This is a genomic window from Rahnella perminowiae, from assembly GCF_019049695.1.
Lineage (GTDB): Bacteria > Pseudomonadota > Gammaproteobacteria > Enterobacterales > Enterobacteriaceae > Rahnella > Rahnella perminowiae.
The window spans coordinates 20,295-45,181 of record NZ_JAFMOT010000161.1; the positions used below are offsets into that span (position 1 = coordinate 20,295).

The following is a 24,887-nucleotide window of genomic DNA, read 5'->3' on the forward strand; positions in this document are numbered from 1 at the left end:
AGCGCCTTCGTGACTGAAAACACGTCAGACGTAAAAATAGATGGCTAAAAAGTGGCAGGCACTGCCGCCAAGCACGAATCCGTGCCAGATGGCGTGACCGAACCGATAACGTTTTGAAGCGTAAAAAATAACGCCCAGCGTGTATATCAAGCCACCCAGCGCCAGCAATATCACACCGCCAGGGGAAAGTTTGGTCGCCAGCTGATAAATCACAATCAGTGACAGCCAGCCCATTGTCAGATACGTGACCAGGGAAAGCACCTCAAAACGGTGCGCAAACGCCAGTTTAAAAATCACGCCGAACAGCGCCAGCCCCCAGATCACCGCCATTAATCCTTTCGCCAGAGGAGAATTGAGCCCGACCAGCAGAAACGGCGTGTAGGTACCGGCGATCAGTAAATAAATCGCGCAGTGATCAAGTTTTTTCAGCCAGTATTTGGCTTTCTGATGCGGTATAGCATGATACAGCGTGGAGGCCAGATACAGCAGAATCATGCTGCCGCCGTACAAACTGTAGCTGGTGATCGCCATGGCGCTGGCGTTATCGCCTACTGCCTGAACCAGCAACAGCACCAATCCGACAATCCCGAAAATCAGACCCACGCCGTGACTGAGGCTGTTGGCAATCTCTTCAGCCCACGGATATCCCTGTGGTGATGGAGACAACTTACCCATACGTTGAGAACCCTCCAGGCAAAATACGTTAAAAGAATATAAAAGCGCTTCAAATCCGGTTGCTTATAACGGCTGATTATAAATCATACCGCAGACAGAGTAGCTGAGAATTATTCCAGTGTACACCTGTAAGCTTAAAACGAGTATTTCCCGATGTTACAGTCCCTTATCAGGATCATCATTTCAGAGTGACACCGTCTGGAATCCCTTCAATTCATTCACTTTGCTTATAATTTCTCCTCATGGCATTCAGAAAAGAACGATGCTGACCGCACCCAAAAACATGATTTTTTGTCATCAAGGGACTAAGGTGTACCGGAAATCTCTGATAACGCCATTAACAATGCTGTCAATATGACTAAGGTTTGACTATGTCTGTAGCAACTTCCCCGCTGGATTTCGGTGCCATGACTGAAGTTTTTCAGTTCCTGATGGAAATCGACAAGCTGAAAAGCGTGCAACGTCGCACAAAAGTTTTAGGCACTGAGCGTCAGGAAAATTCCGCGGAACATAGCTGGCATTTCGCCGTGGCAGCGATGTCTCTGGCACCTTTTGCGCCGGCAGGTATTGATATTAATAAAGTCATCCGCATGGCGTTGATCCATGACATCGTGGAAATTGATGCCGGTGACGTGCTGGTTTACGATCTCGCTGCCCGCGCGGCAGTTCAGGATCAGGAAATCATCGCAGCGAAACGCCTGTTCGGCCTTTTGCCCGCGCCGCTCGACCGTCAGTTCCTGGATTTGTGGGATGAATACGAAGCGGGTGAAACGCCGGAAGCACGCTTTGCGCTGGTGATCGACCGTGTGATGCCGATGGTCATGAACCTGAATAATCAGGGTCAGAGCTGGGTGGAAAATAATATCCGTCTGGAGCAGGTGTTAGCCCGCAATGCCTTTATCGCCGATATCCATCCTGAACTGTGGCTGCATATCCGCAGTCATCTGGATAATGCTCATCAACAGGGCTGGCTGAAATAATAAAACCCTTCCCCTCGTGAGAGGGGAAGGCGCAAGATCAACTACTTAGGAACATTCAGTGTCGTGGAATCCACGTAAGGTTTCAGGAGGGTATCGGCGTCTTTCTGTGCCTGTGCCGCCGCCGCTTCCGGCGTGACTTTCTCATTATTGACCAGTGCCGCCAGCTGATTTTCCATCGCCTGACGTACGGCTACGGTTTCATACGTCGCATACCACGGATAGGCGTATTTCAGCTGCTCCAGCGCAATCGCTGCACGCGGATCCTTTGCCAGGTAATCTTTCATTTCCGGTGTGTCATAGGACGCCATACGCGGTGAAAAATAGCCGGTAAAGCGGCTCCAGGCACCGTTAACTTTCGGGCTGACCAGATATTGCAGGAAAGTGTAGGCGGCTTTTTTCTGGTCGTCGGAAATGCCTTTAAAACTTACCAGACTCGCCCCGCCGATGGTGACACCGTTACGCACCTGGGCAGGCATCATGGCTACGCCCAGCTCGAAATCTTTGGTGTTTTCACGCATAAAGCCCAGCGCGCCGGTACTGAGCATCGCCATGCCGAGTTTACCGGAGAAAAATGCCGCGCTGATTTGTTTCGAGTTCAGCACCCCCGGCGGCATCACTTTGTCGCGATATACCAGATTCTGCCAGAAGCGCAGTGCCCCCAGTGTGGACGGTTTGTCGTAATAGACTTCGCCTGGATAATCGGCATTGTAGTACTGGCCGCCGTTGGCGCGGGTCAGTGCCGATAAAATCCAGCCGCCGTAATCATCATTGGTTGACGGCAGCATGATGCCCCACTGGCCTTTCGCCGAGTCCGTCAGCTTTTTCGAATCTGCCAGCAATTCATCCCAGTCTTTCGGCGGTGCGGTAATGCCCGCTTTGGCGAACATGTCTTTGTTGTAATAAAGAATAGGCGTCGAGTTATGGAACGGGATGGCATAGGTCACGCCGTTAACCTGTGCGTTCTGACGCAGGGCAGGCCAGAAATTTTGCGTCAGAAATGGCGTGGCTTTCTGATCGCCGAATTTGAACAGCTCATCCATCGGCAAAATTTCATTTTTAATCGCCAGATCCGCCGTGAAGTTAGCAGACATAATCACCAGCGCCGGTGGCTGGCCTGATTTAGCCGCCGCTTCGGCTTTGACTTTGGTGGTGTCGTAGTTACCGGTAAAAATCCCGCGCACTTCGATATCATTTTGTGACTGGTTGAACTCTTTGATAACGCGGGTCATTTCCAGGGTCAGTTTGCCGTCAACCGGCGCCGGGAACATGAAATCGATATTTTCTTTGGCGGAGGCGGTGCCCGCGGCAATCAAGCCGATGGCGAGCGCCAGCACATGAACGTTACGCATAATGGTGATTCTCCCGGTGCAGGTTTTGCTGGTTTTGGCCTGAAAAAAGATGAAGATCGTGCAAAGAAAAATGCAATGTGATGCGGTCGCCGGGTTGTGGAATATTCCCGCTGTTTTCCCGCAACAGATTTTTACGGACGTAGCGGATTTTCCCGATCGCCGTGTCGGCGTGACATAAATACTCCGCGCCGAGCAACTCGCGGTAGGTCAGTGTCGCCTGCAATTGCAGGCTTTCACCTTCCGCAGGCTGGTCGCTGATGTGTTCGGGTCTGATGCCCAGATACACCTCATTGAGTGTCTGCGCATGCTCAGTTTGCGGCAGATGAACCGGCTGATTTTCGACCGTCAGCATGCCATCAGCACACGGCAGTAAAAACAGATTCATCGACGGTGTGCCGATAAACCCGGCGACAAACAGGTTGGCCGGATGCGCATACAACCTTTCCGGTGCGCCAATTTGTTGCAGGTGGCCTTTATCCAGCACGGCGATCCTGTCCGCCATGGTCATGGCTTCCATCTGATCATGGGTGACGTAAACAGTGCTGGTTTTCAGTTGCTTATGCAGTTGCATGATACCGTCGCGCACTTCCGTGCGCAGGCGTGCATCAAGATTCGACAGCGGCTCATCCATCAGAAACAACTTAGGATCGCGCACAATAGCGCGCGCCATCGCCACCCGCTGCCGCTGACCGCCGGATAACTTGCCGGGTTTGCGTTTGAGCAAGGGCCCGAGCTGTAATAATCCGGCGACGCGATCTACCCGTGCCTGATGCAGATGTTTCGGCTCATTGCGCATCCGCATGCCGAACGTGATGTTTTGTTCAACGGTCATGTGCGGGAACAGCGCGTAGTTCTGGAAGATCATCGAGAAATTGCGCTCGCGCGGCGACAGCCCGGCGATATCCTTACCGTCGAGTATAATGCGCCCGTCGCTGACCTCTTCCAGACCGGCCAGCAGGCGCAGCAAGGTACTTTTGCCGCAACCCGATGGCCCGACCAGCACCAGAAATTCACCGTCGGTGATTTCCAGCGACAGCTGATTCACTGCCGTGCTGCCTTCAAACTGTTTGGTAATATTTTCCAGACGAATGCCAGACATCATTGAAAGTCCACCGGGCAACTGATTTGCGCATCATAAAGATAGGGGCCGGGATATTGTGACAACGGATGCAGATAACTGACCAGCCCGGTGTGATCCACCAGACGATGCATCACGCAGGCCGCCGGCTCGAGGTTATAAAACGGTGCCGGATTATGATGATAATACGGCACCTGATGTACCGTGCCGGGAATGGTGGTGATGATCGTCTGTTTGTACTGCGTAAAAATCAGACGGTGCGTGTGGCCGCAGAACACGCGAACCAGCGACGGAAAGCGATCAATCAGCGCCAGCAGCTGGTCACCGTTTTCACACGAAATGGCGTCCATCTGTGCCGAGCCGACTTTCACCGGCGGGTGGTGCATAAACACCGCCGTCGGCTTATCGCCCCCCTGCTCCAGCTGACCTTCCAGCCACGCCAGCGTTTCCAGCGTCAGGAACCCCTTCGATTCTCCGGCCAGGCTCGAATCGATAAACAGCAGACGCATCGGGAAATCATCAATGGCGTAATGCATGTTTTGCGGATCGGTGCCGAGCTGCGGACACAGCGAATGCAACGCTTCCAGAAACTGTGCTTTGTCGTCGTGGTTGCCGGGAATGATGTACAGCGGATAACGCAGATTGCCCAGCGTGCGGCGCGCCACCTCGTATTCCTGCGGCAGACCGCAGTTAACAATATCACCGGTGATCACTACCGCATCCGGTTGTTCTTCCAGCGCATTCAGCTGGCTGACCACTTCGGCATTGCAGCCGTTCACATCGATAAAGTCATACAGTTTGCGGCCATCGCTGCGAAAGTGCATGTCAGAAATCTGAGCTAAAAACATGGATGACTCCTTTATTTGATCCCGGAAAAACCGAAGCTTTTCAGGAATTGTTTCTGAAAAATAATGAACGCCAGCATCAGCGGCAGGCACACCATCAGCGTGCCGGCGGTAATTAACCCCCATTGTCCGCCTGACTCTGCGCCCATCGCGAAAGACACCAGCCCGACGGTCAGCACCTGTTTATCCGGGTCATTAAGTACCATCAGCGGCCACAGGTATTCATTCCAGTGATAGGTAATGCTGACGGTGGCAAAGGCCAGGATGGCGGGCCACGACATGGGGATCAGTACGCGGAACACCACCTGCCACCAGCGGCAGCCTTCCATCAGCGCAGCCTCTTCGATTTCACGGGGAATGCTGAGAAACGCCTGACGCATCAGGAACACACCAAACGCCGAGGCAAAGTACGGCATCATCACGCCGGTCAGGGTATTGAGCAGTCCGAACTGTTTGAGGATCATCATGTTCGGTACCATCATGATGACGGGCATGATCATCAGTTGAATCAGCAACAGATAGAACAGCGTCTGTTTGCCGCGAAATTCGTGATACGCGAACACGTAACCGGCAGTGGTGATGGTCACCAGCTGAACCAGAAAGGTGCCGAAGGAGAAAAAGAGGGTATTGGCGTAAAGCCGCAGCCAGTCGGCGCTGTCCCACGCATCGCGGAAGTTTTGCAACGTCAGCGGGAAACGCGGTAACAGCGAGGCCATATCGGGCGCAAAACTGCTTTCACTGAAAGCCGACGACAGCATCCACAGGAAAGGCGCCATCCATAAAAACGCGGCGCACAACAATAAAACCGGCAGCGTCGAACGACGCGCACCGCGCAATAACATCGACGGTGAACGCGCGCCCTGACGGGATTTTTTGCCGGTCATCACCGGCACTTCAGACGTTTCAACGCTCATAATGAGCTCCTCTTTCCAGCACACGCAGGTTCAGCATCGAAAAACCAAACAGCAGCACCAGCGTCAGGAATGTCGCCGCCGAGGCTTTGCCTAAATCGTGGGTGTCATTCGCCAGACTCTGGATGTAATACAGCAGCACGGTGGTGGCGTTATTCGGCCCGCCCTGCGTCATCACCGCGACATGATCTATCTGGGTAATCGAATAAATCAGCGCGATAGTGACCACAAAACTGATGGTCGGGCGCAGCAGCGGCAACGTGATATAGAAGAAAACCTGCGGGCGCGACGCGCCTTCCATCAGCGCCGCTTCGCGTGCTGAGGCGGGGATTGACTGCAATCCGGCGAGGAAAAACAGCATGTAATAGCCGGCAAATTTCCACACGCCGATCACGCTCAGCGCAATCAGTGCGCTGTTGCTCATGCCGAGGTAATTGTTATTCATCGGCCCGAATACTTTGGCCAGGTAGTAATCCAGCAGCCCCATACCGGGCATGAAAATGAACAACCACAAGGTAGCAGCACTGACCAGCGGGATAATCATCGGGAAGAAAAACGCGGTACGCAGCCAGCGGTTCAGCGAGGTGTTTTCCCACAGCGCGACCGCCAGCAGCAGCGCCAGAATAATGCCGGGGACCACGGTCATCAGGATGTACGCCAGATTATTGAGCAGCGCACGCCAGAAGACTGAATCCTGGATCAGGCGCAGATAGTTTTGCAGGCCAACAAACGGCGGCGCGTCTGACGACAGACGGCTGTCAAACAGACTGTCCATCGCTGACTGAAATAAGGGGTAATAGGTAAATAAAAACAGAAAAATCAGCGTCGGCAGCAAAATCAGATAAGGGAACAACGTGCGGCGCATTACAGGGTACCGGTCAGCGAAATAAGGTGCCTATCCTGTCCTGCATTTGTGTCAGCCACATGGCGGGAATGTGATGGTTATTTGAATGAAATATGAGCAATGTTACTGAACAAATAGAGATTTGGATTTCTGAACCCGCACTGATTTAACCCAGTGAACAACCTCCCTTAGAAATAACGGTAAATTACCACTTTAAAAAAATCATGATATGTCAACTAACAAGCTACACATACCGATATTTTTAAACGACCACTCTCTACCCTTTTTTCACTTATGCCGCTATGCTGCTTTAAATTATTCTTAATCTGTCATCCTTAAGGCGACATATGAGAAAAAATATAAACTGGCTGTTTCTGAATACTTATCCCGGCCAGATCATGCTCCAGACATGGCTGACGTCTCAGGGCATTGAACGAAGCAGTTCGTCGAAATACGTAAAAGAAGGCTTACTCAAACGGCTGGATACAGGCGTCTATTGCCGCGCCGGCAAAGAACCTGGCTGGGTTGATGCCGTACATTGCCTGCAGACACAATGGAATAAACCGGTTCACGTTGCAGGATTAACCAGTCTGAACCTGCAGGGCAGCTCTCATTATCTTGAACTGAGCACAGCACGTATGTGGCTCAACCTTCCACCGCGAGTCTATTTGCCGAAATGGTTGCAGCATGTGCCAGGCGTTAAGTGGTATTCCGCTGCTAATAATCGTCTGGAAAGCGCCGACAACGCATTCCTGAAAGAGGTCACGGTCTCCTCACTGAAGATCACATGCAGCTCTGCCGAACTGGCGGCCTATGAAGTCGCCAATAATGTTCCAAAACTTATCGAGTTTACGCATGCGAACGAATTGTTTCAGGGGCTGATCAGCCTTAATCCGAAAAAGTTGCAGTTGATCCTTTCAGCAAGTGATGCGGTTAAAACCAATCGCGTATTTATGTTTCTTGCACAGAGAAATCAGCATAAGTGGTTTGAACGCCTTGACGTTACCCGGATCAAAATGGGCAACGGCGCACGGCAGATTGAAGCCGGTGGCAGGCTGGATACCGACTATCAAATAACCGTTCCGGCCAGTCTGATAAGGAATATCAGGGAAGATGAACAATTCTGAGTACTACAGAAATCAGGTCAGATTACTCGTTGAATGCCTGCCCTCAATCGAGCATGAAAAATGTTTTGCTCTGAAAGGCGGAACGGCGATAAATCTCTTTATTCGCAACTTTCCCCGCTTATCGGTTGATATCGATTTAGCGTACGTGCCCGTTCAGGACAGAAATTTGACGCTTGAAGAGATTTCTGGCGCGCTTCAACGAATAGTTCAAAGACTGAATATCGCCGGATTCCTGGCTCAGATGCAGGAAACCAACGGTCCGGATGCCCGCATTTTTGTCAGAAACAGAGAAGGTATAAATATCAAAATTGAGGTCAACCATGTCTGGCGGGGATTGCTTAATCCGCCCGAGCAACGTGACGTGCAGGACGATGTGGCTGACCAATTCGGATTTGCAGAAATCAGTGTGGTCTCGATGCCAGATCTGTATGGCGGCAAGATTTGCGCAGCAATGGACCGGCAGCATCCGCGAGATTTATTTGATGTAAGACTTCTTCTGGAAGACAGCGGGATCACCAGAGAAATCTATTACGGGTTCCTTGCTTATATGCTCGGACATACCCGCCCGATGGCAGAAATTCTGGATCCAAACTGGAAAGATCTCCGTCAGCCCTTTGAAAATGAATTTGAAGGGATGACGACTGCCCCCGTAACACTTGAAGAATTAAATGGGGTACCCACTGCTTTAACGGCTGCTTTGAAGAAGCATTTCACGGCACAGGATCATCGTTTTTTACTGTCATACGAACAGGGTCAACCAGACTGGTCCCTTTTCCCGCACGATCTTTCAGCCTTTCCGGCTATACGCTGGAAACAACAAAATCTTCTCAAACTAAAAGAACAAGATCGGGAGAAATGGGAACGGACGATTGAAAAACTCAGGGGAGTAGTAGACGGGTGGCTTGCTTAATCCCGGCGAAGCAAAGGCGATCGGGTTCTTATATCGATCGCCAAAAGATTTCTTTTAAATCAGCTAATGTTCCGGTTTACGCCTGCGTTTTATTTCTCACCAGCGCAATCCCCGCCTTCTCTGACAATTCAAACAGTGCCGGAAGCAGATGCGCCGAGGCTTTCAGATACGCGCTCACCTGCGATACGCCTTCCGGCGGCAACAGTTCGCTATTCTCCAGCCCTTCACTCAGGCACAGCAAACCGTGGCAAAGTCCTTCGGCGGATTCAGACGCGACAGCGCCCAGATCGTAAAGCTGGGGATCGGTGAAATCGCTCAGATCCAGATCAGCAATCAGGGCGCGGAAAACGGTGAGGGAATTGTCGGGATGGTTGGTTTCGGTAATTGAATCGGTCATTTTAAAGTCTCGAGTAAAGTATGTTTTGCCCCACACGAGACGCTAACCTCGGGTGGTGGCTCAGACAGAGTTAGCGTTACCGGACTCGAAAACCGGCGCTTCTGAGAAGCCCCTGCCTGAACCACCATAATTTACAGGTGACTCAAAACCTGCGGCATTATGCCACAGTGCAATCGAGTAAATCTGATCCAGAACGCTAATTCTGACTACGGTTCTTCCGCAGCGAAACGACTATATTCCTGATATTTTCTGAATGAAACGGGCTGGATGGATTTACAGGGAGTTACTTTGAAATCTGGAAGATGTCTCGCAGGAATGACGCCGTCCGGCTCCCTCCCCTGCGAAGGGGAGGAGCAAGAAAAACTCGCAACCTTCGCAGGGGCAAAAGGCAACCCTGCTTCAAACCACCACAACCCCCATCCGCTCACGCGCTTCTTCATATGTCGGCATCGATGCCGCCGCGCCCGCCCTTTCCACGCAAACAGAGGCGTAAGCGGAGGCGAATTGCGCGGCGTCGGGGAGTGTGGCGCCGGCGGCGAGTTGTGAGGCCAGCGCACCGTTGAAGGCGTCGCCTGCACCGGTGGTATCGACCGGGGTCGCCGGGCAGGCCCGGATAATCTGCGTTTCGCCGTTGACAGAAAGCAGCGCGCCCTGCGTGCCTAAGGTGATGATCAGCGCCCGGATCCCTTTATCGTGCAGCGCCTGGGCAGCGCGGCCGGCGGAAGGAAGATCATGTACGTCTATCCCCGTCAGCAGCGTACATTCCGTGGCATTCGGCGTGAGTAAATCCACCTGTGACAGCAGATGGTCAGACACCGGCTGAAACGGCGCAGGATTGAGGATAATGTAGGTGCCGTTATCCCTGGCGATACCGATCAGTTTTTCAATCGCAGACAGGTTGTTTTCGAGCTGCGTCAGCAGGATATCGGCGGCGGCGACAGCCGGACGGCACTGTTCAACCTCCTCGTCGGTAACCGTCAGGTTTGCACCCGGATCGACGGCAATCATGTTCTCAGCATCGGCTCCCGCGACATAAATCAGTGCGTTACCGGTCGGGCATTCGCTGGTGGAAAATAACGTGACGGCATCAAAACCGGCACCGTCAAGGTGGCGGCGGGCAAACATGCCGAAATCATCGCGGCCGACTTTACCGATGTAATGTACCCGCGCACCGGCACGCAGCGCGGCGACGGCCTGGTTCGCGCCCTTGCCGCCCGCGCCCATCATGCTGTTGCGGGCGATCAGGGATTCTCCCGGTTTCGGGAAACGCGCCATGCCTGCGACAATATCGAGGTTGAAAGAACCAAATACGCATACCTTGCCTTTGTTCATGCCTCTCTCCTGAAGGATAATGTACCGGCGGCCAGAGCTGGCTGCGACGGAAAAACACGCTGTGCGGCTAAACACGCGCCACGGCAACCGGTTTCATCGGTGACGGCGCTGAAATGAATGGTGAGATCGTTAGCCGGAAACGGACTGCGTAAATGGCTGCGTAATTGCTGTTCCAGTTCAGCCAGCGGAAACTTTTTCATCGCCAGCACACCGCCACCCAGCACTAAATATTCGGGATCAAGAATGTTCATTTCGCTGGCCACCGTGCGTGCCAGCCGTGCCACAAATTCGGTTAAATCCACATGCCCGGCATGGCGCACAAACAGTTCGGCGAACGGCGTTTGTGGCGCGTGTTGCTGCGCCCAGCCTGTCAGCCAGTTGCCGGAGGTCAGTGTCTCAACGCAGCCGGTTTTACCGCACGGGCAGTCTAGTGAATTCTCTGCCAGAGGAATGTGCCCCAGTTCGCCTGCGCCGCCGTGTGCGCCGTGATAAAAATCACCGTTGATCCACAAACTGTTGCCAAGCCCAGTGCCAAGATACAGACCGACGGCAACATCCGGCAGTGTGTTGTGTTGCGTTAAATCCCACCACATCAGATGGTTAACGTCTTTGTCCATCGCCACCGGCAAATGTAACCTTTCCGAGAGCAGCGTCGCCACCGGCTGATTATCCAGCGCCGAAATGAACGGCAGCGACAACACAGTTTGCCGGTCGCGGGACAATACGCCCGGCAGCCCGAGCATTACCTGTGCCACCTGGTGGTGCGGATCCTGCGCCTGCAAATACGCTGTGATCAGCCTTTCCAGCCCCTGTAACGGATCGGACTGCCCTGCCCAGCTTTGGGTCGGCGTTTTGTGGTAGCCGCGAAAATTTTGCTGGCTGTCCATCAGCATTAAACGGGTATTCGTTCCCCCGACATCAACTCCAAGAAAATGCGGCATACGGCTCTCCTGCCCTCAGGCTGCGTGACGCGCCTGACGCATCTGATCGAGCATTTTGTCCCAGGCAACATCCAGATCGCTGTCCAGCGTGAACAGGCCGGAACTGCCGACGATCAGCACTTCCGCGCCTGCGCCCATCAGATCCTGATAGGTTCGCAGGTTGCAGGAGCCGTCAATTTCGATCAGATAGCGGTAGCCTTTTTGCTGTTTGAGATCCCGCAGCTGCGCGATCTTCCCGAGCATTTCAGGGATGAACGGCTGACCGGCATAACCCGGATCCACGGTCATCACGGTAATTTTATCCAGCAGATGAATGTAGTGCTGGATGTACTCCACCGGCGTCGCCGGGTTGAGTACTACGCCCACTTTTTTACCCAGCGAGCGGATCTGACTGATGATGCGGAATGCGTCGCGGTTAATGGTTTCGGCGTGCGGACAGATAAAATCGGCACCGGCTTTGGCGATGGGTTCGATAAAGTCAGCCGGATTTTCTACCATCATATGCACGTCCAGAATCAGCGGCGTATGCGGACGGATTTGCTCAATAAAGAACGGCGACAGCGTGATGTTTTTAACGTAATGACCGTCCATGATGTCGATATGCAACATGTCAGCGCGGCGGTTCAGCACCTCAAGCTGTTGTTTAATGTCGATCAGGCTCATGCACATCAGCGACGGAGAAATTTTGTATTCCATGGTGTTTTCCTAAGTCAGAGGCAATGTAAAAAGAGTCGTTAAGGTTGAGCCGCCCGCGCTTTGGCAGCGCTCATTCGCCCCGCCCTTTTTTGCAGATAACGGCTGCGGAAGAATTTCAGCGCCAGCACCACAATCAATACCGCGCCCCACATCGCCAGGCTGAAATGCGGGCTGACATTCATCAGGTTCAGGCCGGTGGAAATCACCTGCAGGACAATCAGCGAAAGCACGACGCCCGCCACTTTACCGAAACCACCGTTCGGATCCGTGCCGCCGAGAATAATGGCGAGCACCGTCAGCAGCAGGTATGAATCGCCGTAGCCCATGCGCGCCGAGTTGAAACGCGCCATCATAATCAGCCCGGCAATCACACATAACATGCTGGAAATGACATAAATGGCGATCAGCACACGGTGCGTATTCACGCCGCTGAAATGAGTGGCGTTGATGTTGCTGCCACTCATGTAGATGTATTTGCCGAGACGGGTGCGTTCTAAAAACACCGCGATTAACACCGCCGTCAGCAGGAAAATAATCAGCGGAACGGGCACACCGAGCAGGGTTTCCGCCCCGATAAAGCGCACGATATCCGGCATACCACTGATCGCCGCACCGCGTGAAAGATAGATACCGACACCATTGACCATGGTCATGGTCGCCAGCGTCACCAGAATCGGATGCGCACCGACATATGCCACCAGCGCACCGGTCAGCATGCCAATCACCAGCGCCAGAATCATCGCGCCAACCAGCGCCACGGTCAGCCAGACCGCCTGCATGGCCATACTGGCATCAGGCGGCAGCCAGGTCAGAAACACCCACGCCATCAGTAAACTGGTCAGATTAGCAGTGGCAATAATGCACAGGTTCAGGCCGCCGCTGAGGATCGGGATGAACATCGCCAGCGTCAGTAAGCCGAGTTCCGGAAGCTGGAAGGCGACACTCATAAAGGTGGCGTCACTGAAGAATCGCCCCGGCATCGCCAGGCTGAAGCCGATGATCACCACCAGCAATAACAGCGATAATCCGAGCGTGGTGTTATCGATTTTTATGGCAGCCATTTTCAGACGAGGCCGCGCATCGGGCTTCGCTTTAAGACTCACATTTCTGCTTTTTGCGAACATAGCGGTTTTCCTCAGGCGAAGCCGACTTCGGTTTCTTTGCGTTTCTTATAATGGGTGACGGTGATGGCTGCGACGATCACCACGCCGATGACGATGTTCATGAAGTAACTGGAAACACCAATCAGGTTGAGGCCGTTTTTCAGCACGCCGATCAGGAACACGCCCATCAATGTGCCGACCACGCTGCCTTTGCCGCCGTTAAGACTGGCCCCCCCGAGCACCGCCGCCGCCAGCACATCCAGCTCGCCGCCGACCAGCGCATTCGGTACCACTTCACCGACGCGATAGACCTGCACCAGCCCGCCAATCGCCGCCATGGCGCCGAGATAGCCATAGGCAAACAAATGCAGTAAACCGACACGGATGCCAATACGGCGAGCCGATTCCTGGTCGCCACCGACGGCAAACAACTGGCGTCCGAGATGGGTTTTATTGAGCAGCACCCAGCTCAGTGCGGCAACCGCCAGCATCACCACGACGGGCAACCCAATCTGATAATGCTGCTCACCCACGCTGAACGGCAGCACGCGGATCGGCGTGGTCAGCCAGTCCGGCAGGTCGTACAAGCTGGTGCCGTTGGTCAGCCACATCAGCATGCCGAACAGCAGCGACTGCATACTGATGGTGACGATGATTGACACGATGCGCAGGCAGTAGATCAGAATGGCGTTGATCATCCCGAGCACAGTACCGATGGCGATAGCCAGCAAAATGCTGCCGGCCGGGCTGCTCAGACCGTAATGGATCGCCAGCGTGGCGATAGCGTACTGCACCACGGAGGCGACGGCGGCAAACGAAATATCGATACCGCCCGTCACCAGTACCACAAACAGACCGAGGGCAAAAATACCACTGACAGCGTAGCTTTCGGTCAGATCCAGCAGGTTCTGTAACGTCAGAAACTGAGGGGTCAGTAAGGAAAAAGTGACAATAACCGCCAGCAGCACCCAGGCTAAATAGCCTTCGTTGCCGGACGGACGTAACCGGCTGAGCTTAAGCATTAACCGCCTCCGCAAGTTGTTGCTGGGTAATCGTACCCGGCAGATATTCTCCGATTACCGTGCCTTCAGAGAAATGCAGCACACGGTCGCAGTTGAAATAGACCTCCGGCACCTCGTCGGAAATCAGCAGAATGGAAATACCCTCTTCTGCCAGCTGATGGATCAGCTGATAAATGCTGGCTTTGGCACCGACATCGACGCCGACAGTGGGTGAATCGAGGATCAGGATTTTCGGCTGTGTCAGCACCCATTTCGCGAGCACGATTTTTTGCTGATTGCCGCCGGAAAGCGTGGAGATCGCCTGATCGGGGTTCGCCACTTTGACGCCGAGTTTCTCGATCCACTGCTGGATGATTTTGTTTTTGCGGTATTCGTCGATCAGGTGAAAACGGCTGCGCAGCTGATCCATGATCGCCAGCACGGTGTTGTCCCCGACCGACTGTTGCTGGATCAGGCCGAGCGTCAGGCGATCTTCCGACACGTAACCGACGCCCGATTTGATCGCGTCTTCGTGACTGCGAAAACGTACCGGTTTGCTGTCGAGATAGATTTTGCCGCTGTCCGGTTTGGTCATGCCAAACAGGCTGAGTGCCAGTTCGGTGCGGCCGCTGCCGAGTAGGCCGCATAAACCGAGCACTTCACCGGCGTGCAGTTTGAAACTGACATTGTGATACTGACCTGCGCGGCTGAGTTTGTCGGTTTCCAGCATGATGCGCTCGTCATTCATGTTGGCGGCTTTCAGGCGGTAATCGAGTTTCAGGCCGGTCATCAGTTCGGTCAGGCGTTCGCTGCTGACCTCAGACGCCGGGAAAGTGCCGACTTTTTTGCCGTCACGGATAACCGTCACGCTGTCGGAAATCTCCAGCACTTCATCGAGGCGATGGCTGACGAACACCACGCTGATCCCTTTGCTTTTCAGATAATGCACGGTACGCAACAGCTGATTAACTTCTGTACGGGTCAGCGAGGCGGTCGGTTCATCCATAATCACTAAACGCGCATCCGCCACCAGCGCACGGCAAATGGCCACCTGCTGACGCTGGGCAATTGGCAGCGACGAGACTTTACTGTCGAGATCGAGCGAATAATTCAACTCGGTCAGAATACGCCGGGCCGTTTCCCGCAGGCGTGACGGGCGGTACCAGCCCATCAGCCCCTGTAAGTTGTGGTCGAAAGCAATATTTTCGAACACGCTGAGATTCGGAAACAGCGACAGATCCTGATAAATCACCTGTACGCCAAACTGCCGCGCCTGATCCGGAGACAGCTTGCTGAAACTCTGGCTACCCTCAGACGGCGAACTGAGCGTGATCAGGCAACCGTTATCCGGCTGGTAAACCCCCGAGATCACTTTGATCAACGTACTTTTCCCGCAGCCATTGGTGCCCGCCAGGCAGTGAACTTCGCCCTGCATCAGCCGCAGGGAAATGTCATTAAGCGCACGCTGTCCGCCAAACGTTACCGACAGATTTTGCACATCAATCAGCGGCGTGTTGTCTGTTTGAATGATCTCGGAGATTGCCATGATTACAGCCCCATTTTGACCAGTTTCGGCAGGTTCGCTTTATCCAGGCTTTCGGTTTCATTGCCCAGAATGGTGTGCGTTGCCTCGTCCACTTTCACTTTGCCCATGCCTTCAATGGTCATGCCGTCAGTGATTTTTTCGCCTTTTTCCAGCTTCTCGGCGATGCGCACAAAGACTTCACCCGCGATCATCGGGTTCCAGATAAAGCCGCCTTTGATGGCTCCGGCTTTCACCAGGCTGGCACCCTGCCCCGGGCTGAACGGCCCGAACACACAGACGTCGTCAGTTTTGCCACGATTAAGTACCGCGCGGCCTGCGCCAATCGGTCCCTGTGAACCAATCGCCAGAATACCTTTCAGGTTGGCGTCTTTAGACATCAGGTCGTTGGTGGTACGGATGCTGTCATCAAGAGACTCACCGACACCAAATTTGTCACCCACCAGATGCATATCCGGATAATGTGCTTTCTGGTAATTAATGGCGGCATCAGCCCATTTCTGATGGAGCGGCACGGTCAGACTGCCGACATACACCGCGTAATCGCCTTTTTCTTTCATGCACTGCGCCAGGGCAATCATGTGATTAATACCGTGCTGTGTGGCATCGACCATTTCGAAATCCCAGTCGGCATATTTTTGATCCGGTGATTCATGCACGATGACTTTGATCCCGGCGTCGCGCGCACGTTTCAGTACCGGCTCCAGCACGCGGGCGTCGTTGGGTACCACACCGATCACATCCACTTTCTGTGCGATCAGATCTTCAATCGCACGCACCTGCAATGCCGGATCCGCACTGGTCGGCCCGACCTGCCACGCGTCGATACCACGTTTGGCCGCTTCGCTTTTGATCCCGGCTTCCATTGCGTTGAACCAGGCGTTACCGCCGACTTTCACCACCACGCCCATACGAATTTTGTCGGCGGCATGCGCAGACAGGGACAACATGGCTGTGGCGAACAGGCAGGCAAGAACGGATTTCTTGATCATGTTTACTCTCCTGGGAGGTCAGTTATTTGCCGCAGCTAACGGATCGTTGCGGCTGTTTTTAGTTTTTTTCTGTAGGGGTGACGGAGAAACTTCAATCACGTTAACGTTGCTCCAGGCCAGTTCCTGGCGGAATTCTTCATCCTCCAGATGGTCTGTTATCAGTGTGTCGATTTCCCGGTAGTGGCAGATCCGCGCAAAGGAGCGGCGGCCGAATTTGCTGGAGTCAGCCAGCAAAATTTTATGCTCGGAGGAAAGCAGCATTTGCTGTTTCAGCCGCGCATGATGTTCATTGCTTTCACGGATGCCGCCTTCGTGGCTGATCCCGTGACAGGAGAAAAACAGTTTGTTGATGACGAACTCTTTCAGCATTTGTTCGGCCAGCACACCGACGAAATCTTCATATTTCGCCGAGTATTCCCCCCCCAGCCCGATCACGCGTACGTTAGCTTTCACCGCCAGCGTCTGAATGATGTGCACCGAGTTGGTCAGTACCACCAGTTGGATATCAGGCATCTGGCGCGCCAAAAACCAACTGCTGGAACTGCTGTCGAGCAGCAAGCAATCGCCGGGATTAATCAGTTGCAATGCCCGTTTGGCGATACGCGTTTTACTGTCAGGTGACTGATTACTGCGATCACGAAAGGACTCACCCTGTTCAATCTGCGACGGCACGTAGGTTTTTTCCGCCGTCGAATGTTCTCTGTACACCGCGCCGCCATGGCTGCGTAATAACACGCCGTGCTTTTCCAGCAGCGCCAGATCACGCCGCGCCGTCTCCAGAGAGATACGGCATAACTGGGCCACTTCCTGCACCAGAATGCGTCCGCGCTGGCTGAGAATTTCGGTGATATATCGATGTCGCTCTACTGGCAGCATGTGTTGATTCCTCTTTCCCGATGTCAAATAGGATACGCAGCCGGATGTTTGCAGAATGCGCAGTGCCTCAAAGGCGACCGTGCGCATTTTCTGCCACCGTCGACCTGTGATATTTGTCACGAAAAGATGAGAAGAAATGAAATGTTAAAGTTTGGATCTGTGGCGGGAACGGCATTAAATCGTTATTTGCGTTGCAACAGAACAGCAACAGATCTGCAAACGGTCACAATTCCTCGGGCCTTTGAATGCCCGTTAATGACCGTTTGTGTGGAATTGACCGGTTGGACATAAAAAAGCGCCCGCAGGCGCTTAGGAGGGAGCAGAAATGTGTTTTACCTTCCGCCCGCCAGCTCGAGAAAGCTGCCGGTGACGTAGGAAGCAGAATCCGACAGCAGCCAGGAAATCGCCTGTGCGACTTCTTCCGGCTGGCCACCGCGCTGCATCGGCAGATTGGCTTTCACGCGATCGACGCGCCCCGGCTCACCGCCGCTGGCGTGCATTTCGGTGTAGATCAGACCAGGACGCACACAGTTAACACGAATACCGTACGCCGCCACTTCCAGCGCCAGACCGGTGGTCAGTGTATCCACTGCGCCTTTCGATGCCGCGTAATCCACATATTCGCCCGGCGCGCCCAGCCGGGAAGCCGCCGAGGACACATTCACAATCGCCCCGCCCTTTCCGCCATGACGGTGCGACATGGTTTTCACCGCCTCGCGGCAGCACAGGAAATAGCCGGTCACGTTAGTAGACAGCACTTTGTTGATGCGTTCAGCGGAGAGATTTTCAAGGGTGGTCTGCCGGAATAAAATCCCGGCGTTGTTCACCAGCGCGGTGATTGGGCCGAGTTCGGCACTCAGCTGTTTGAACATCGCCACAACCTGCGCTTCATCGGCGATATCAGCTTTGAGTGCAATAGCTTTGCCACCGGCCTGCTGGATTTCATCGATGACGGAGTGCGCTGCGGTGTCGTTATTGACGTAATTCACACCGACGGCGTAACCCTGCTGTGCCAGCAGAAGAGCCGTTGCCCGGCCAATGCCACGGCTGGCACCGGTGACGAGAGCGATTTTCATGAGTGACTCCATTGGGGAAATGAAGAAAGTGTAGGAGAAACTGAAAGAAAGGGGAGTTTAGCTTAGCTCCTCCCCTTCGCAGGGGAGGAGCCGATCGAGTTTTTAACGCCTCCCCCTTCTCAGCGAGGAGCGGAACGGAGTCTTACTCGTAATCTGACATCGGGACACACGAACAGAACAGGTTTCTGTCGCCGTAGACATCATCCAGACGCTTCACGGTTGGCCAGTACTTGTTATCATAACCGGCCGGGAATACCGCAACTTCACGGCTGTACGGGTGGTTCCAGTCACTGACCAGCTCATTCTGCACGTGCGGTGCATTCACCAGCGGGTTGTCTTCCAGCGGCCATTCACCTTTCGCCACATGGTCGATTTCACTGCGAATTGCCAGCAGTGCATCAATAAAGCGATCCAGTTCCACTTTGCTTTCTGATTCTGTTGGTTCAACCATCAGCGTACCGGCAACCGGGAAGGACATGGTCGGGGCATGGAATCCGTAGTCGATCAGACGTTTGGCGATATCCATTTCACTGATACCGGTGGTTTCTTTCAGCGGACGGATATCCAGAATGCATTCGTGTGCCACACGACCGTCACGGCCGGTATACAGCACCGGATACGCCTCTTTCAGACGGGTCGCGATGTAGTTGGCGTTCAGGATAGCGACCTGACTGGCTTGTTTCAGGCCTTCCGCGCCCATCATGCGGATGTACATCCAGCTGATAGGCAGGATGGAAGCACTGCCGAACGGAGCCGCAGACACCGCACCGTTTTGCGTCAGCACACCGTCAATCTGCACTACGCTGTGACCCGGAACGAATGGCGCCAGATGCGCTTTCACACCAATCGGGCCCATGCCAGGACCGCCGCCGCCGTGCGGAATACAGAAGGTTTTATGCAGGTTGAGGTGCGAGACATCCGCGCCAATATAACCCGGCGTAGTGATGCCAACCTGTGCGTTCATGTTCGCACCGTCAAGGTAAACCTGACCGCCGTACTGGTGAACAATCTGGCAAACTTCGCGGATGGTTTCTTCGTAAACGCCGTGCGTTGACGGGTAAGTCACCATGATGCAAGACAGCTCATCGCCGGCTTTCGCCGCTTTCTCACGCAGATCGCTGAGATCGATGTTGCCCTGTTTATCGCAGGCAACCACCACTACGCTCATGCTCGCCATCTGTGCAGATGCCGGATTAGTGCCGTGCGCTGAACTTGGGATCAGACAGATGTGACGACTGCTTTCATTGCGGCTTTCGTGGTAGCGGCGAATCGCCAGCAGACCCGCGTATTCACCCTGCGCACCGGAGTTGGGTTGCATACATACCGCATCATAGCCGGTGAGCTGAACCAGCCACTGTGACAGCTGACCAATCATTTGCTGATAACCGGCAGCCTGTTCAGTCGGGCAGAACGGATGCAGTTCAGCGAATTCCGGCCAGGTGATAGGGATCATTTCTGCCGCCGCATTGAGTTTCATGGTGCAGGAACCCAGCGGGATCATCGCCTGATTCAGCGCCAGATCCTTTTTCTCCAGACGGTGCATATAACGCATCATCTCGGTTTCGCTGTGGTACTGGTTGAATACCGGATGCGTCAGGATCGGATCCGCACGCAGCATGGCGGCAGGAATGGCGTTGCTGTCAGTCGATGCCGCTTTATCCAGCTTGTCGATATCCAGACCGTTGTCGTCCCCCAGCAGGGCAGCAAACAGAATCTGAACATCTTCGCGGGAGGTCGCTTCGTCGAGCGTGATACCCACCGCGCCGTGGATATCAGTACGCAGGTTCAGGCCGAAGCTCAGCGCGCGTTCCAGCACCGCTGCTTTATCTTTGACTTCAACGGTCAGCGTATCGAACCAGGTGTTATGACGCAGCGTCAGGCCGCCCTGTTTCAGGCCTGCGGCCAAAATATCGGTCAGACGGTGAATGCGTGACGCAATGCGTTTCAGGCCTTCAGGACCGTGGAATACCGCATACAGGCTGGCAATGTTCGCCAGTAAAACCTGCGAGGTACAAATGTTAGAGTTAGCTTTTTCGCGACGGATATGTTGCTCGCGGGTCTGCATCGCCATACGCAGTGCGGTTTTGCCCGCAGCATCACGGGAAACCCCGATGATACGGCCCGGCATGGAGCGTTTGAATTCATCTACACAGGCGAAGAAGGCCGCGTGCGGGCCGCCGTAACCCATCGGCACACCAAAGCGTTGCGCCGAACCGAAGACCACGTCCGCGCCCTGCCTGCCCGGTGCAGCCAGCAGCACCAGCGCCATAATATCAGCCGCTACGGTGGTGATAATTTTGCGGGATTTCAGTTCGCCCAGCAGCGCGGTGTAATCATGCACTTCGCCGGTGGTGCCCACCTGCTGTAACAGCACGCCAAATACACCTTCCAGCTCAAGCACTTTTTCGGCTTTGTCGACAATAATGTCAAAACCGAATGTTTCCGCACGGGTACGTACGACATCCAGCGTTTGCGGATGCACATCGTCAGCCACGAAGAAGCGGTTAGCGTCTTTCAGTTTGCTGGCGCGTTTTGCCAGCGCCATCGCTTCGGCGGCGGCAGTCGCTTCATCGAGCAAGGAAGCAGAAGCCAGATCCAGACCGGTCAGATCTAACGTCAGTTGCTGGAAATTCAGCAAAGCCTCAAGACGCCCCTGGGACACTTCCGGCTGATACGGCGTATAAGCGGTATACCAGCCCGGGTTCTCCAGCATGTTGCGCAGGATAACCGGCGGCGTCAGCACCGCGCTGTAACCCATACCGATGTAGGATTTATAACGTTGGTTCTGGCTGGCAATAGCTTTCAGCTCAGCCAGCGCCTGATGTTCAGTCACGGCATCGCCGACAGCCGGCGGGCCGGGTAACTGGATATCGACCGGAACGATCTGCTGGATCAGCGCATTTAAGGAATCCGCACCGACCGTTTCCAGCATCTGTTGCTGCTGCTGAGAAGACGGACCGATATGGCGGCCGATAAAAGCTTCGCTGTGTTCAAGTTGGCTGAGAGTCTGAGTCATTTGCTACGCATTCCTGAAATCTGCTGGAGGTGTCTTGGGATACTGACAAAAGCTACGGGTCTGGATTTGCCCCGCAAGCGGGTTACGGGGCGGGTAAAACAGTGTTTAATCAGTCTTCAATGGATGCTGAATAGGCTTGTGCATCAAGCAGGTTAGCCAGTTCGCTTTCATCTGATGCTTTAATCTGGAACAGGAAACCGGTGTCATATGGCTCGCTGTTGACCAGCTCCGGAGAACCTTCCAGTTCAGCGTTTACCGCAATGATTTCGCCGCTGATCGGAGAGTAAATGTCGGAAGCCGCTTTGACGGATTCCGCCACGGCGCAGTCTTCACCGGCGGCAACTTCACGGCCCACTTCCGGCAGATCAACAAATACCATGTCGCCCAGTAATTCCTGTGCGTGTTCGGTGATACCTACGGTGTAAACGCCGTTACCTTCTGAACGAATCCACTCGTGGGAAGACGCGTATTTCAAATCTGCTGGAACATTGCTCATTATACTTTCTCCAAAAAAGTGCTTAATTCAGCGTTAACTGGATAATTTTATGTCGGATTTTTACTGCGCCAGCGGTTTGCCGTTACGGACAAAACCTGGCTTCGTGACTTTCACCGGCATTTCGCGGTTACGGATTTGCACAATCGCGTGCCCGCCAATGCCCGCCGGAACGCGTGCCAGCGCAATACTGTAGCCCAGCGTCGGAGAGAATGAGCCGCTGGTGATCACGCCTTCCAGCGTGTTGCCCGCGCTGTCGGTGAATCGCACCGGCAGTTCGTTACGCAATACACCTTTCTCCGTCATCACCAGACCAACCAACTGTTCAGTGCCCTGCTCGCGCTGTCTTTCCAGTGCGTCACGGCCGATAAAATCACGGTCTTCCGGTACCCAGGCGATGGTCCAGCCCATGTTGGCGGCCAGCGGTGATACGCCTTCATCCATTTCCTGACCGTAGAGATTCATGCCCGCTTCCAGACGCAAGGTGTCACGCGCGCCCAGACCTGCTGGCTTCACGCCTGCGGCCAGCAGTTTTTGCCAGAAATCAGCAGCCTGCTCTTGCGGCAGCGCGATTTCATAACCCGCTTCGCCGGTGTAACCGGTGGTCGCGATAAACAGGTCGCCCGCCTGAACGCCGAAGAATGGCTTCATGCCCGCTACTGCTTGTTTTTGTTCAGCGGTAAACAGGGTTTCTGCTTTTTCTTTCGCATGAGGTCCCTGCACGGCAACCAGTGCCAGATCATCACGCACCGTCAGTTCGATACCGTACGGCTCTGCATGCTGCGAAATCCATGCCAGATCTTTCTCACGGGTCGCTGAGTTAACCACCAGACGGAAATAGTTTTCATTAAGGAAGTAAACGATCAGATCGTCAATGACGCCGCCGGAGGCATTGAGCATGCCGGTGTACAGCGCTTTACCCGGAACAGTCAGTTTGGCGACATCGTTCGCCAGAAGATAACGGAGGAATTCACGGGTACGGGCACCGTGGAGATCGACAATGGTCATGTGCGAGACGTCAAACATACCGGCATCCTGACGCACAATGTGGTGTTCATCCAGCTGGGAGCCGTAATGCAAAGGCATCATCCAGCCGTGGAAATCGACCATACGCGCGCCGCACGCAACATGTTGTTCATAAAGCTGAGTCTGCTTAACCATCTTATTCCTCATTTCATTAAGTGCATAAACAGCACACCGCGCAAACGATACCCTTTGCCTGAACTTACCACTGAATCTCCCTGCTAACCATAAGTTAAAATATGCAGAGCGGTGGGAATGTCAGTGATTTCACAGGGGCATTTTGCAGAGTTTTTGACTGGTAAACTGGGGTTTGTGGCGCAAAATCTACAAATAAACAGCAAAAGTGTCGATGTTATATAACGACAAGGCCGGATTTCTCACCATTTGCAGAATGAGAAATCCGGCCCCGGATTAGAAAATGTAATGGAAAATTTTAGCTGAAATTAGATTATTTCAATCGAAGCGATGGCTCCTGTAACCATTCAGGTAAATCATTGAGCCCCATTGCCTGTCGGACCAGCTTCGGTTTGACACCCGGCAGGGAATCCGCCAGCGTCAGGCCGATATCGCGCAGCAGTTTTTTGGCCGGATTGTCACCGGCAAACAGTTCGCGAAAGCCCTGCATTCCGGCAAGCATCAGCGCTGCGCTGTGTTTGCGGCGGCGCTCATAACGGCGCAGATACATATGCTGGCCAAAATCCTTGCCTTCTTTTTGCAGACGTTTGATTTCGCAGACCAGTTCAGCAGCATCCATAAAGCCTAAGTTGACACCCTGCCCGGCCAGCGGATGCACGGTGTGTGCCGCATCCCCGACCAGCGCCAGACGTTGTCCGGCGAAGCTGCGGGCATAACGTCCGGTCAGCGGGAAGGTCAGACGATCGCTTTCTACTGCACAAACACCAAGGCGCAGGTCAAAGGTGCTGGCGAGAATTTTGTTGAATGCTTCTGGCTCCAGCGCCCTCAGGCGCTGCGCTTCATCCGGAGATACTGACCAGACAATAGAAGACAAATGTGTATCCGCCAGCGGCAGAAATGCCAGAATGCCTTCACCGTGGAATACCTGCCGTGCCACAGACTGGTGCGGTTCTTCCGTGCGGATGGTCGCCACCAGTGCATGATGGCGGTAATCCCAAAAGGTCAGTGGAATATCGGCGTGCTGACGCAGCCATGACTGTGCACCATCCGCTCCCACGACTAAGCGCGCACTGAGCTGACGATCATCATTGAGGGTAATGAAGGCTTCATTTTCACCCCATGCCACATTTTTCAATGTGGCTGATGTGAGCAGTGTAATGTCAGAAGATTTTTCCGCATGCTGCCACAAGGCACGGTGGATCACCTGATTTTCGATGATGTGCCCCAGATGGCTGAAACCGTATTCTTCGCCACGGAATGCAATTTTACCGAAGCTGTCGCGATCCCAGACTTCCATCCCCTGATAAGCATTGGCACGCTGAGCGATGATGCTGTCCCAGACACCCATATATTTCAGCAGGCGTTCACTGGCAGCATTGATCGCCGAAACCCGTAAACCCGGCTGTTCCGGCAACGGCGTATCGAGATCCGGCTGCTGGTTTTCCAGTACAGCAACGCGCAAACCGCTGCCCTGTAATCCGCACGCCAGCGCCAGACCCACCATTCCGCCACCGGCGATAACCACATCAAAAGATTGCATAATT

23 protein-coding genes are annotated in these 24,887 nt (G+C 54.0%); 3 read left to right on the forward strand and 20 right to left on the reverse strand.

Features of this window, described 5'->3' with window-relative positions; genetic code table 11:
• Positions 1-24: 24 nt before the first annotated feature.
• The gene (gene trhA / locus J1781_RS05935; RefSeq protein WP_129952987.1) at positions 25-675 is read right to left on the reverse strand and encodes a PAQR family membrane homeostasis protein TrhA; all 651 of its coding nucleotides are present in this window, start codon (positions 673-675) and stop codon (positions 25-27) included.
• 371 nt (positions 676-1,046) lie between these two features.
• Between trhA and J1781_RS05940 the strand changes: the two genes are divergently transcribed.
• A complete protein-coding gene (locus J1781_RS05940; protein WP_129952988.1) occupies positions 1,047-1,655 on the forward strand; it encodes an HD domain-containing protein in 609 nt (202 codons plus the stop codon).
• A 41-nt stretch (positions 1,656-1,696) separates the two neighbouring features.
• Here J1781_RS05940 and J1781_RS05945 read toward each other — a convergent pair whose 3' ends face one another.
• The 5 genes from J1781_RS05945 to J1781_RS05965 are packed head-to-tail and all read right to left on the reverse strand — an operon-like array spanning position 1,697 to position 6,703.
• On the reverse strand, positions 1,697-3,004 hold the full coding sequence (locus tag J1781_RS05945; RefSeq protein ID WP_217233326.1) for an ABC transporter substrate-binding protein: 1,308 nt from the start codon (positions 3,002-3,004) through the stop codon (positions 1,697-1,699).
• The gene (locus J1781_RS05950; protein WP_205951587.1) at positions 2,997-4,103 is read right to left on the reverse strand and encodes an ABC transporter ATP-binding protein; all 1,107 of its coding nucleotides are present in this window, start codon (positions 4,101-4,103) and stop codon (positions 2,997-2,999) included. Before J1781_RS05950 ends, J1781_RS05945 begins: the two co-directional genes overlap by 8 nt.
• Positions 4,103-4,930, reverse strand: coding sequence for a glycerophosphodiester phosphodiesterase GpdQ (locus tag J1781_RS05955; RefSeq protein WP_129952991.1), 828 nt, complete (start codon positions 4,928-4,930; stop codon positions 4,103-4,105). The genes J1781_RS05950 and J1781_RS05955 overlap by 1 nt, the downstream gene beginning before the upstream one ends.
• A gap of 11 nt (positions 4,931-4,941) precedes the next feature.
• Complete coding sequence (locus tag J1781_RS05960) at positions 4,942-5,841, reverse strand: carbohydrate ABC transporter permease (protein ID WP_129952992.1); 900 nt, start codon at positions 5,839-5,841, stop codon at positions 4,942-4,944.
• Entirely contained in the window at positions 5,831-6,703 is an 873-nt protein-coding gene (locus J1781_RS05965) for a carbohydrate ABC transporter permease (RefSeq protein WP_129952993.1), read from the reverse strand. The genes J1781_RS05960 and J1781_RS05965 overlap by 11 nt, the downstream gene beginning before the upstream one ends.
• A 326-nt stretch (positions 6,704-7,029) precedes the next feature.
• Between J1781_RS05965 and J1781_RS05970 the strand changes: the two genes are divergently transcribed.
• Together J1781_RS05970 and J1781_RS05975 are read left to right on the forward strand one after the other, a co-directional pair.
• Positions 7,030-7,809, forward strand: coding sequence for a type IV toxin-antitoxin system AbiEi family antitoxin domain-containing protein (locus J1781_RS05970; protein WP_129991423.1), 780 nt, complete (start codon positions 7,030-7,032; stop codon positions 7,807-7,809).
• Positions 7,796-8,719, forward strand: coding sequence for a nucleotidyl transferase AbiEii/AbiGii toxin family protein (locus J1781_RS05975; RefSeq protein ID WP_217139402.1), 924 nt, complete (start codon positions 7,796-7,798; stop codon positions 8,717-8,719). The genes J1781_RS05970 and J1781_RS05975 overlap by 14 nt, the downstream gene beginning before the upstream one ends.
• A gap of 76 nt (positions 8,720-8,795) precedes the next feature.
• Here J1781_RS05975 and J1781_RS05980 read toward each other — a convergent pair whose 3' ends face one another.
• The 14 genes from J1781_RS05980 to ubiI all read right to left on the reverse strand — a co-directional run bounded on the left by J1781_RS05980 (position 8,796) and on the right by ubiI (position 24,883).
• Positions 8,796-9,116 (reverse strand): hypothetical protein, encoded by a 321-nt coding sequence (locus tag J1781_RS05980; RefSeq protein ID WP_217220939.1) that lies wholly within the window; start codon positions 9,114-9,116, stop codon positions 8,796-8,798.
• A 399-nt stretch (positions 9,117-9,515) separates the two neighbouring features.
• Positions 9,516-10,448: a ribokinase gene (gene rbsK, locus J1781_RS05985; RefSeq protein WP_129952996.1), complete on the reverse strand. Its 933-nt coding sequence runs from the start codon at positions 10,446-10,448 to the stop codon at positions 9,516-9,518.
• The gene (gene alsK / locus J1781_RS05990; RefSeq protein ID WP_129952997.1) at positions 10,445-11,389 is read right to left on the reverse strand and encodes an allose kinase; all 945 of its coding nucleotides are present in this window, start codon (positions 11,387-11,389) and stop codon (positions 10,445-10,447) included. Before alsK ends, rbsK begins: the two co-directional genes overlap by 4 nt.
• A 15-nt stretch (positions 11,390-11,404) precedes the next feature.
• Positions 11,405-12,085: a D-allulose 6-phosphate 3-epimerase gene (gene alsE / locus J1781_RS05995; protein WP_129991419.1), complete on the reverse strand. Its 681-nt coding sequence runs from the start codon at positions 12,083-12,085 to the stop codon at positions 11,405-11,407.
• Positions 12,086-12,123: 38 nt separating this feature from the next.
• A complete protein-coding gene (locus tag J1781_RS06000) occupies positions 12,124-13,209 on the reverse strand; it encodes an ABC transporter permease (RefSeq protein WP_129952999.1) in 1,086 nt (361 codons plus the stop codon).
• A gap of 11 nt (positions 13,210-13,220) precedes the next feature.
• Positions 13,221-14,210 carry an ABC transporter permease gene (locus tag J1781_RS06005; RefSeq protein WP_217139405.1) on the reverse strand — a complete coding sequence of 330 codons (990 nt, stop codon included), beginning with the start codon at positions 14,208-14,210 and terminating at the stop codon, positions 13,221-13,223.
• Entirely contained in the window at positions 14,203-15,735 is a 1,533-nt protein-coding gene (locus tag J1781_RS06010) for a sugar ABC transporter ATP-binding protein (protein ID WP_129953001.1), read from the reverse strand. Before J1781_RS06010 ends, J1781_RS06005 begins: the two co-directional genes overlap by 8 nt.
• A gap of 2 nt (positions 15,736-15,737) precedes the next feature.
• Positions 15,738-16,724, reverse strand: coding sequence for a substrate-binding domain-containing protein (locus J1781_RS06015; RefSeq protein WP_238483365.1), 987 nt, complete (start codon positions 16,722-16,724; stop codon positions 15,738-15,740).
• A gap of 18 nt (positions 16,725-16,742) precedes the next feature.
• Entirely contained in the window at positions 16,743-17,600 is an 858-nt protein-coding gene (locus J1781_RS06020; protein ID WP_129953002.1) for a DeoR/GlpR family DNA-binding transcription regulator, read from the reverse strand.
• Positions 17,601-17,932: 332 nt separating this feature from the next.
• Positions 17,933-18,676 (reverse strand): SDR family oxidoreductase, encoded by a 744-nt coding sequence (locus tag J1781_RS06025; protein WP_129953003.1) that lies wholly within the window; start codon positions 18,674-18,676, stop codon positions 17,933-17,935.
• A gap of 142 nt (positions 18,677-18,818) precedes the next feature.
• The gene (gene gcvP, locus J1781_RS06030; RefSeq protein WP_217233327.1) at positions 18,819-21,692 is read right to left on the reverse strand and encodes an aminomethyl-transferring glycine dehydrogenase; all 2,874 of its coding nucleotides are present in this window, start codon (positions 21,690-21,692) and stop codon (positions 18,819-18,821) included.
• 109 nt (positions 21,693-21,801) lie between these two features.
• Positions 21,802-22,188, reverse strand: coding sequence for a glycine cleavage system protein GcvH (gene gcvH / locus J1781_RS06035; RefSeq protein WP_217233328.1), 387 nt, complete (start codon positions 22,186-22,188; stop codon positions 21,802-21,804).
• Positions 22,189-22,248: 60 nt separating this feature from the next.
• Complete coding sequence (gene gcvT / locus J1781_RS06040) at positions 22,249-23,346, reverse strand: glycine cleavage system aminomethyltransferase GcvT (RefSeq protein WP_217157683.1); 1,098 nt, start codon at positions 23,344-23,346, stop codon at positions 22,249-22,251.
• Positions 23,347-23,656: 310 nt separating this feature from the next.
• Positions 23,657-24,883 carry an FAD-dependent 2-octaprenylphenol hydroxylase gene (gene ubiI / locus J1781_RS06045; RefSeq protein ID WP_217233329.1) on the reverse strand — a complete coding sequence of 409 codons (1,227 nt, stop codon included), beginning with the start codon at positions 24,881-24,883 and terminating at the stop codon, positions 23,657-23,659.
• Positions 24,884-24,887 lie beyond the last annotated feature (4 nt).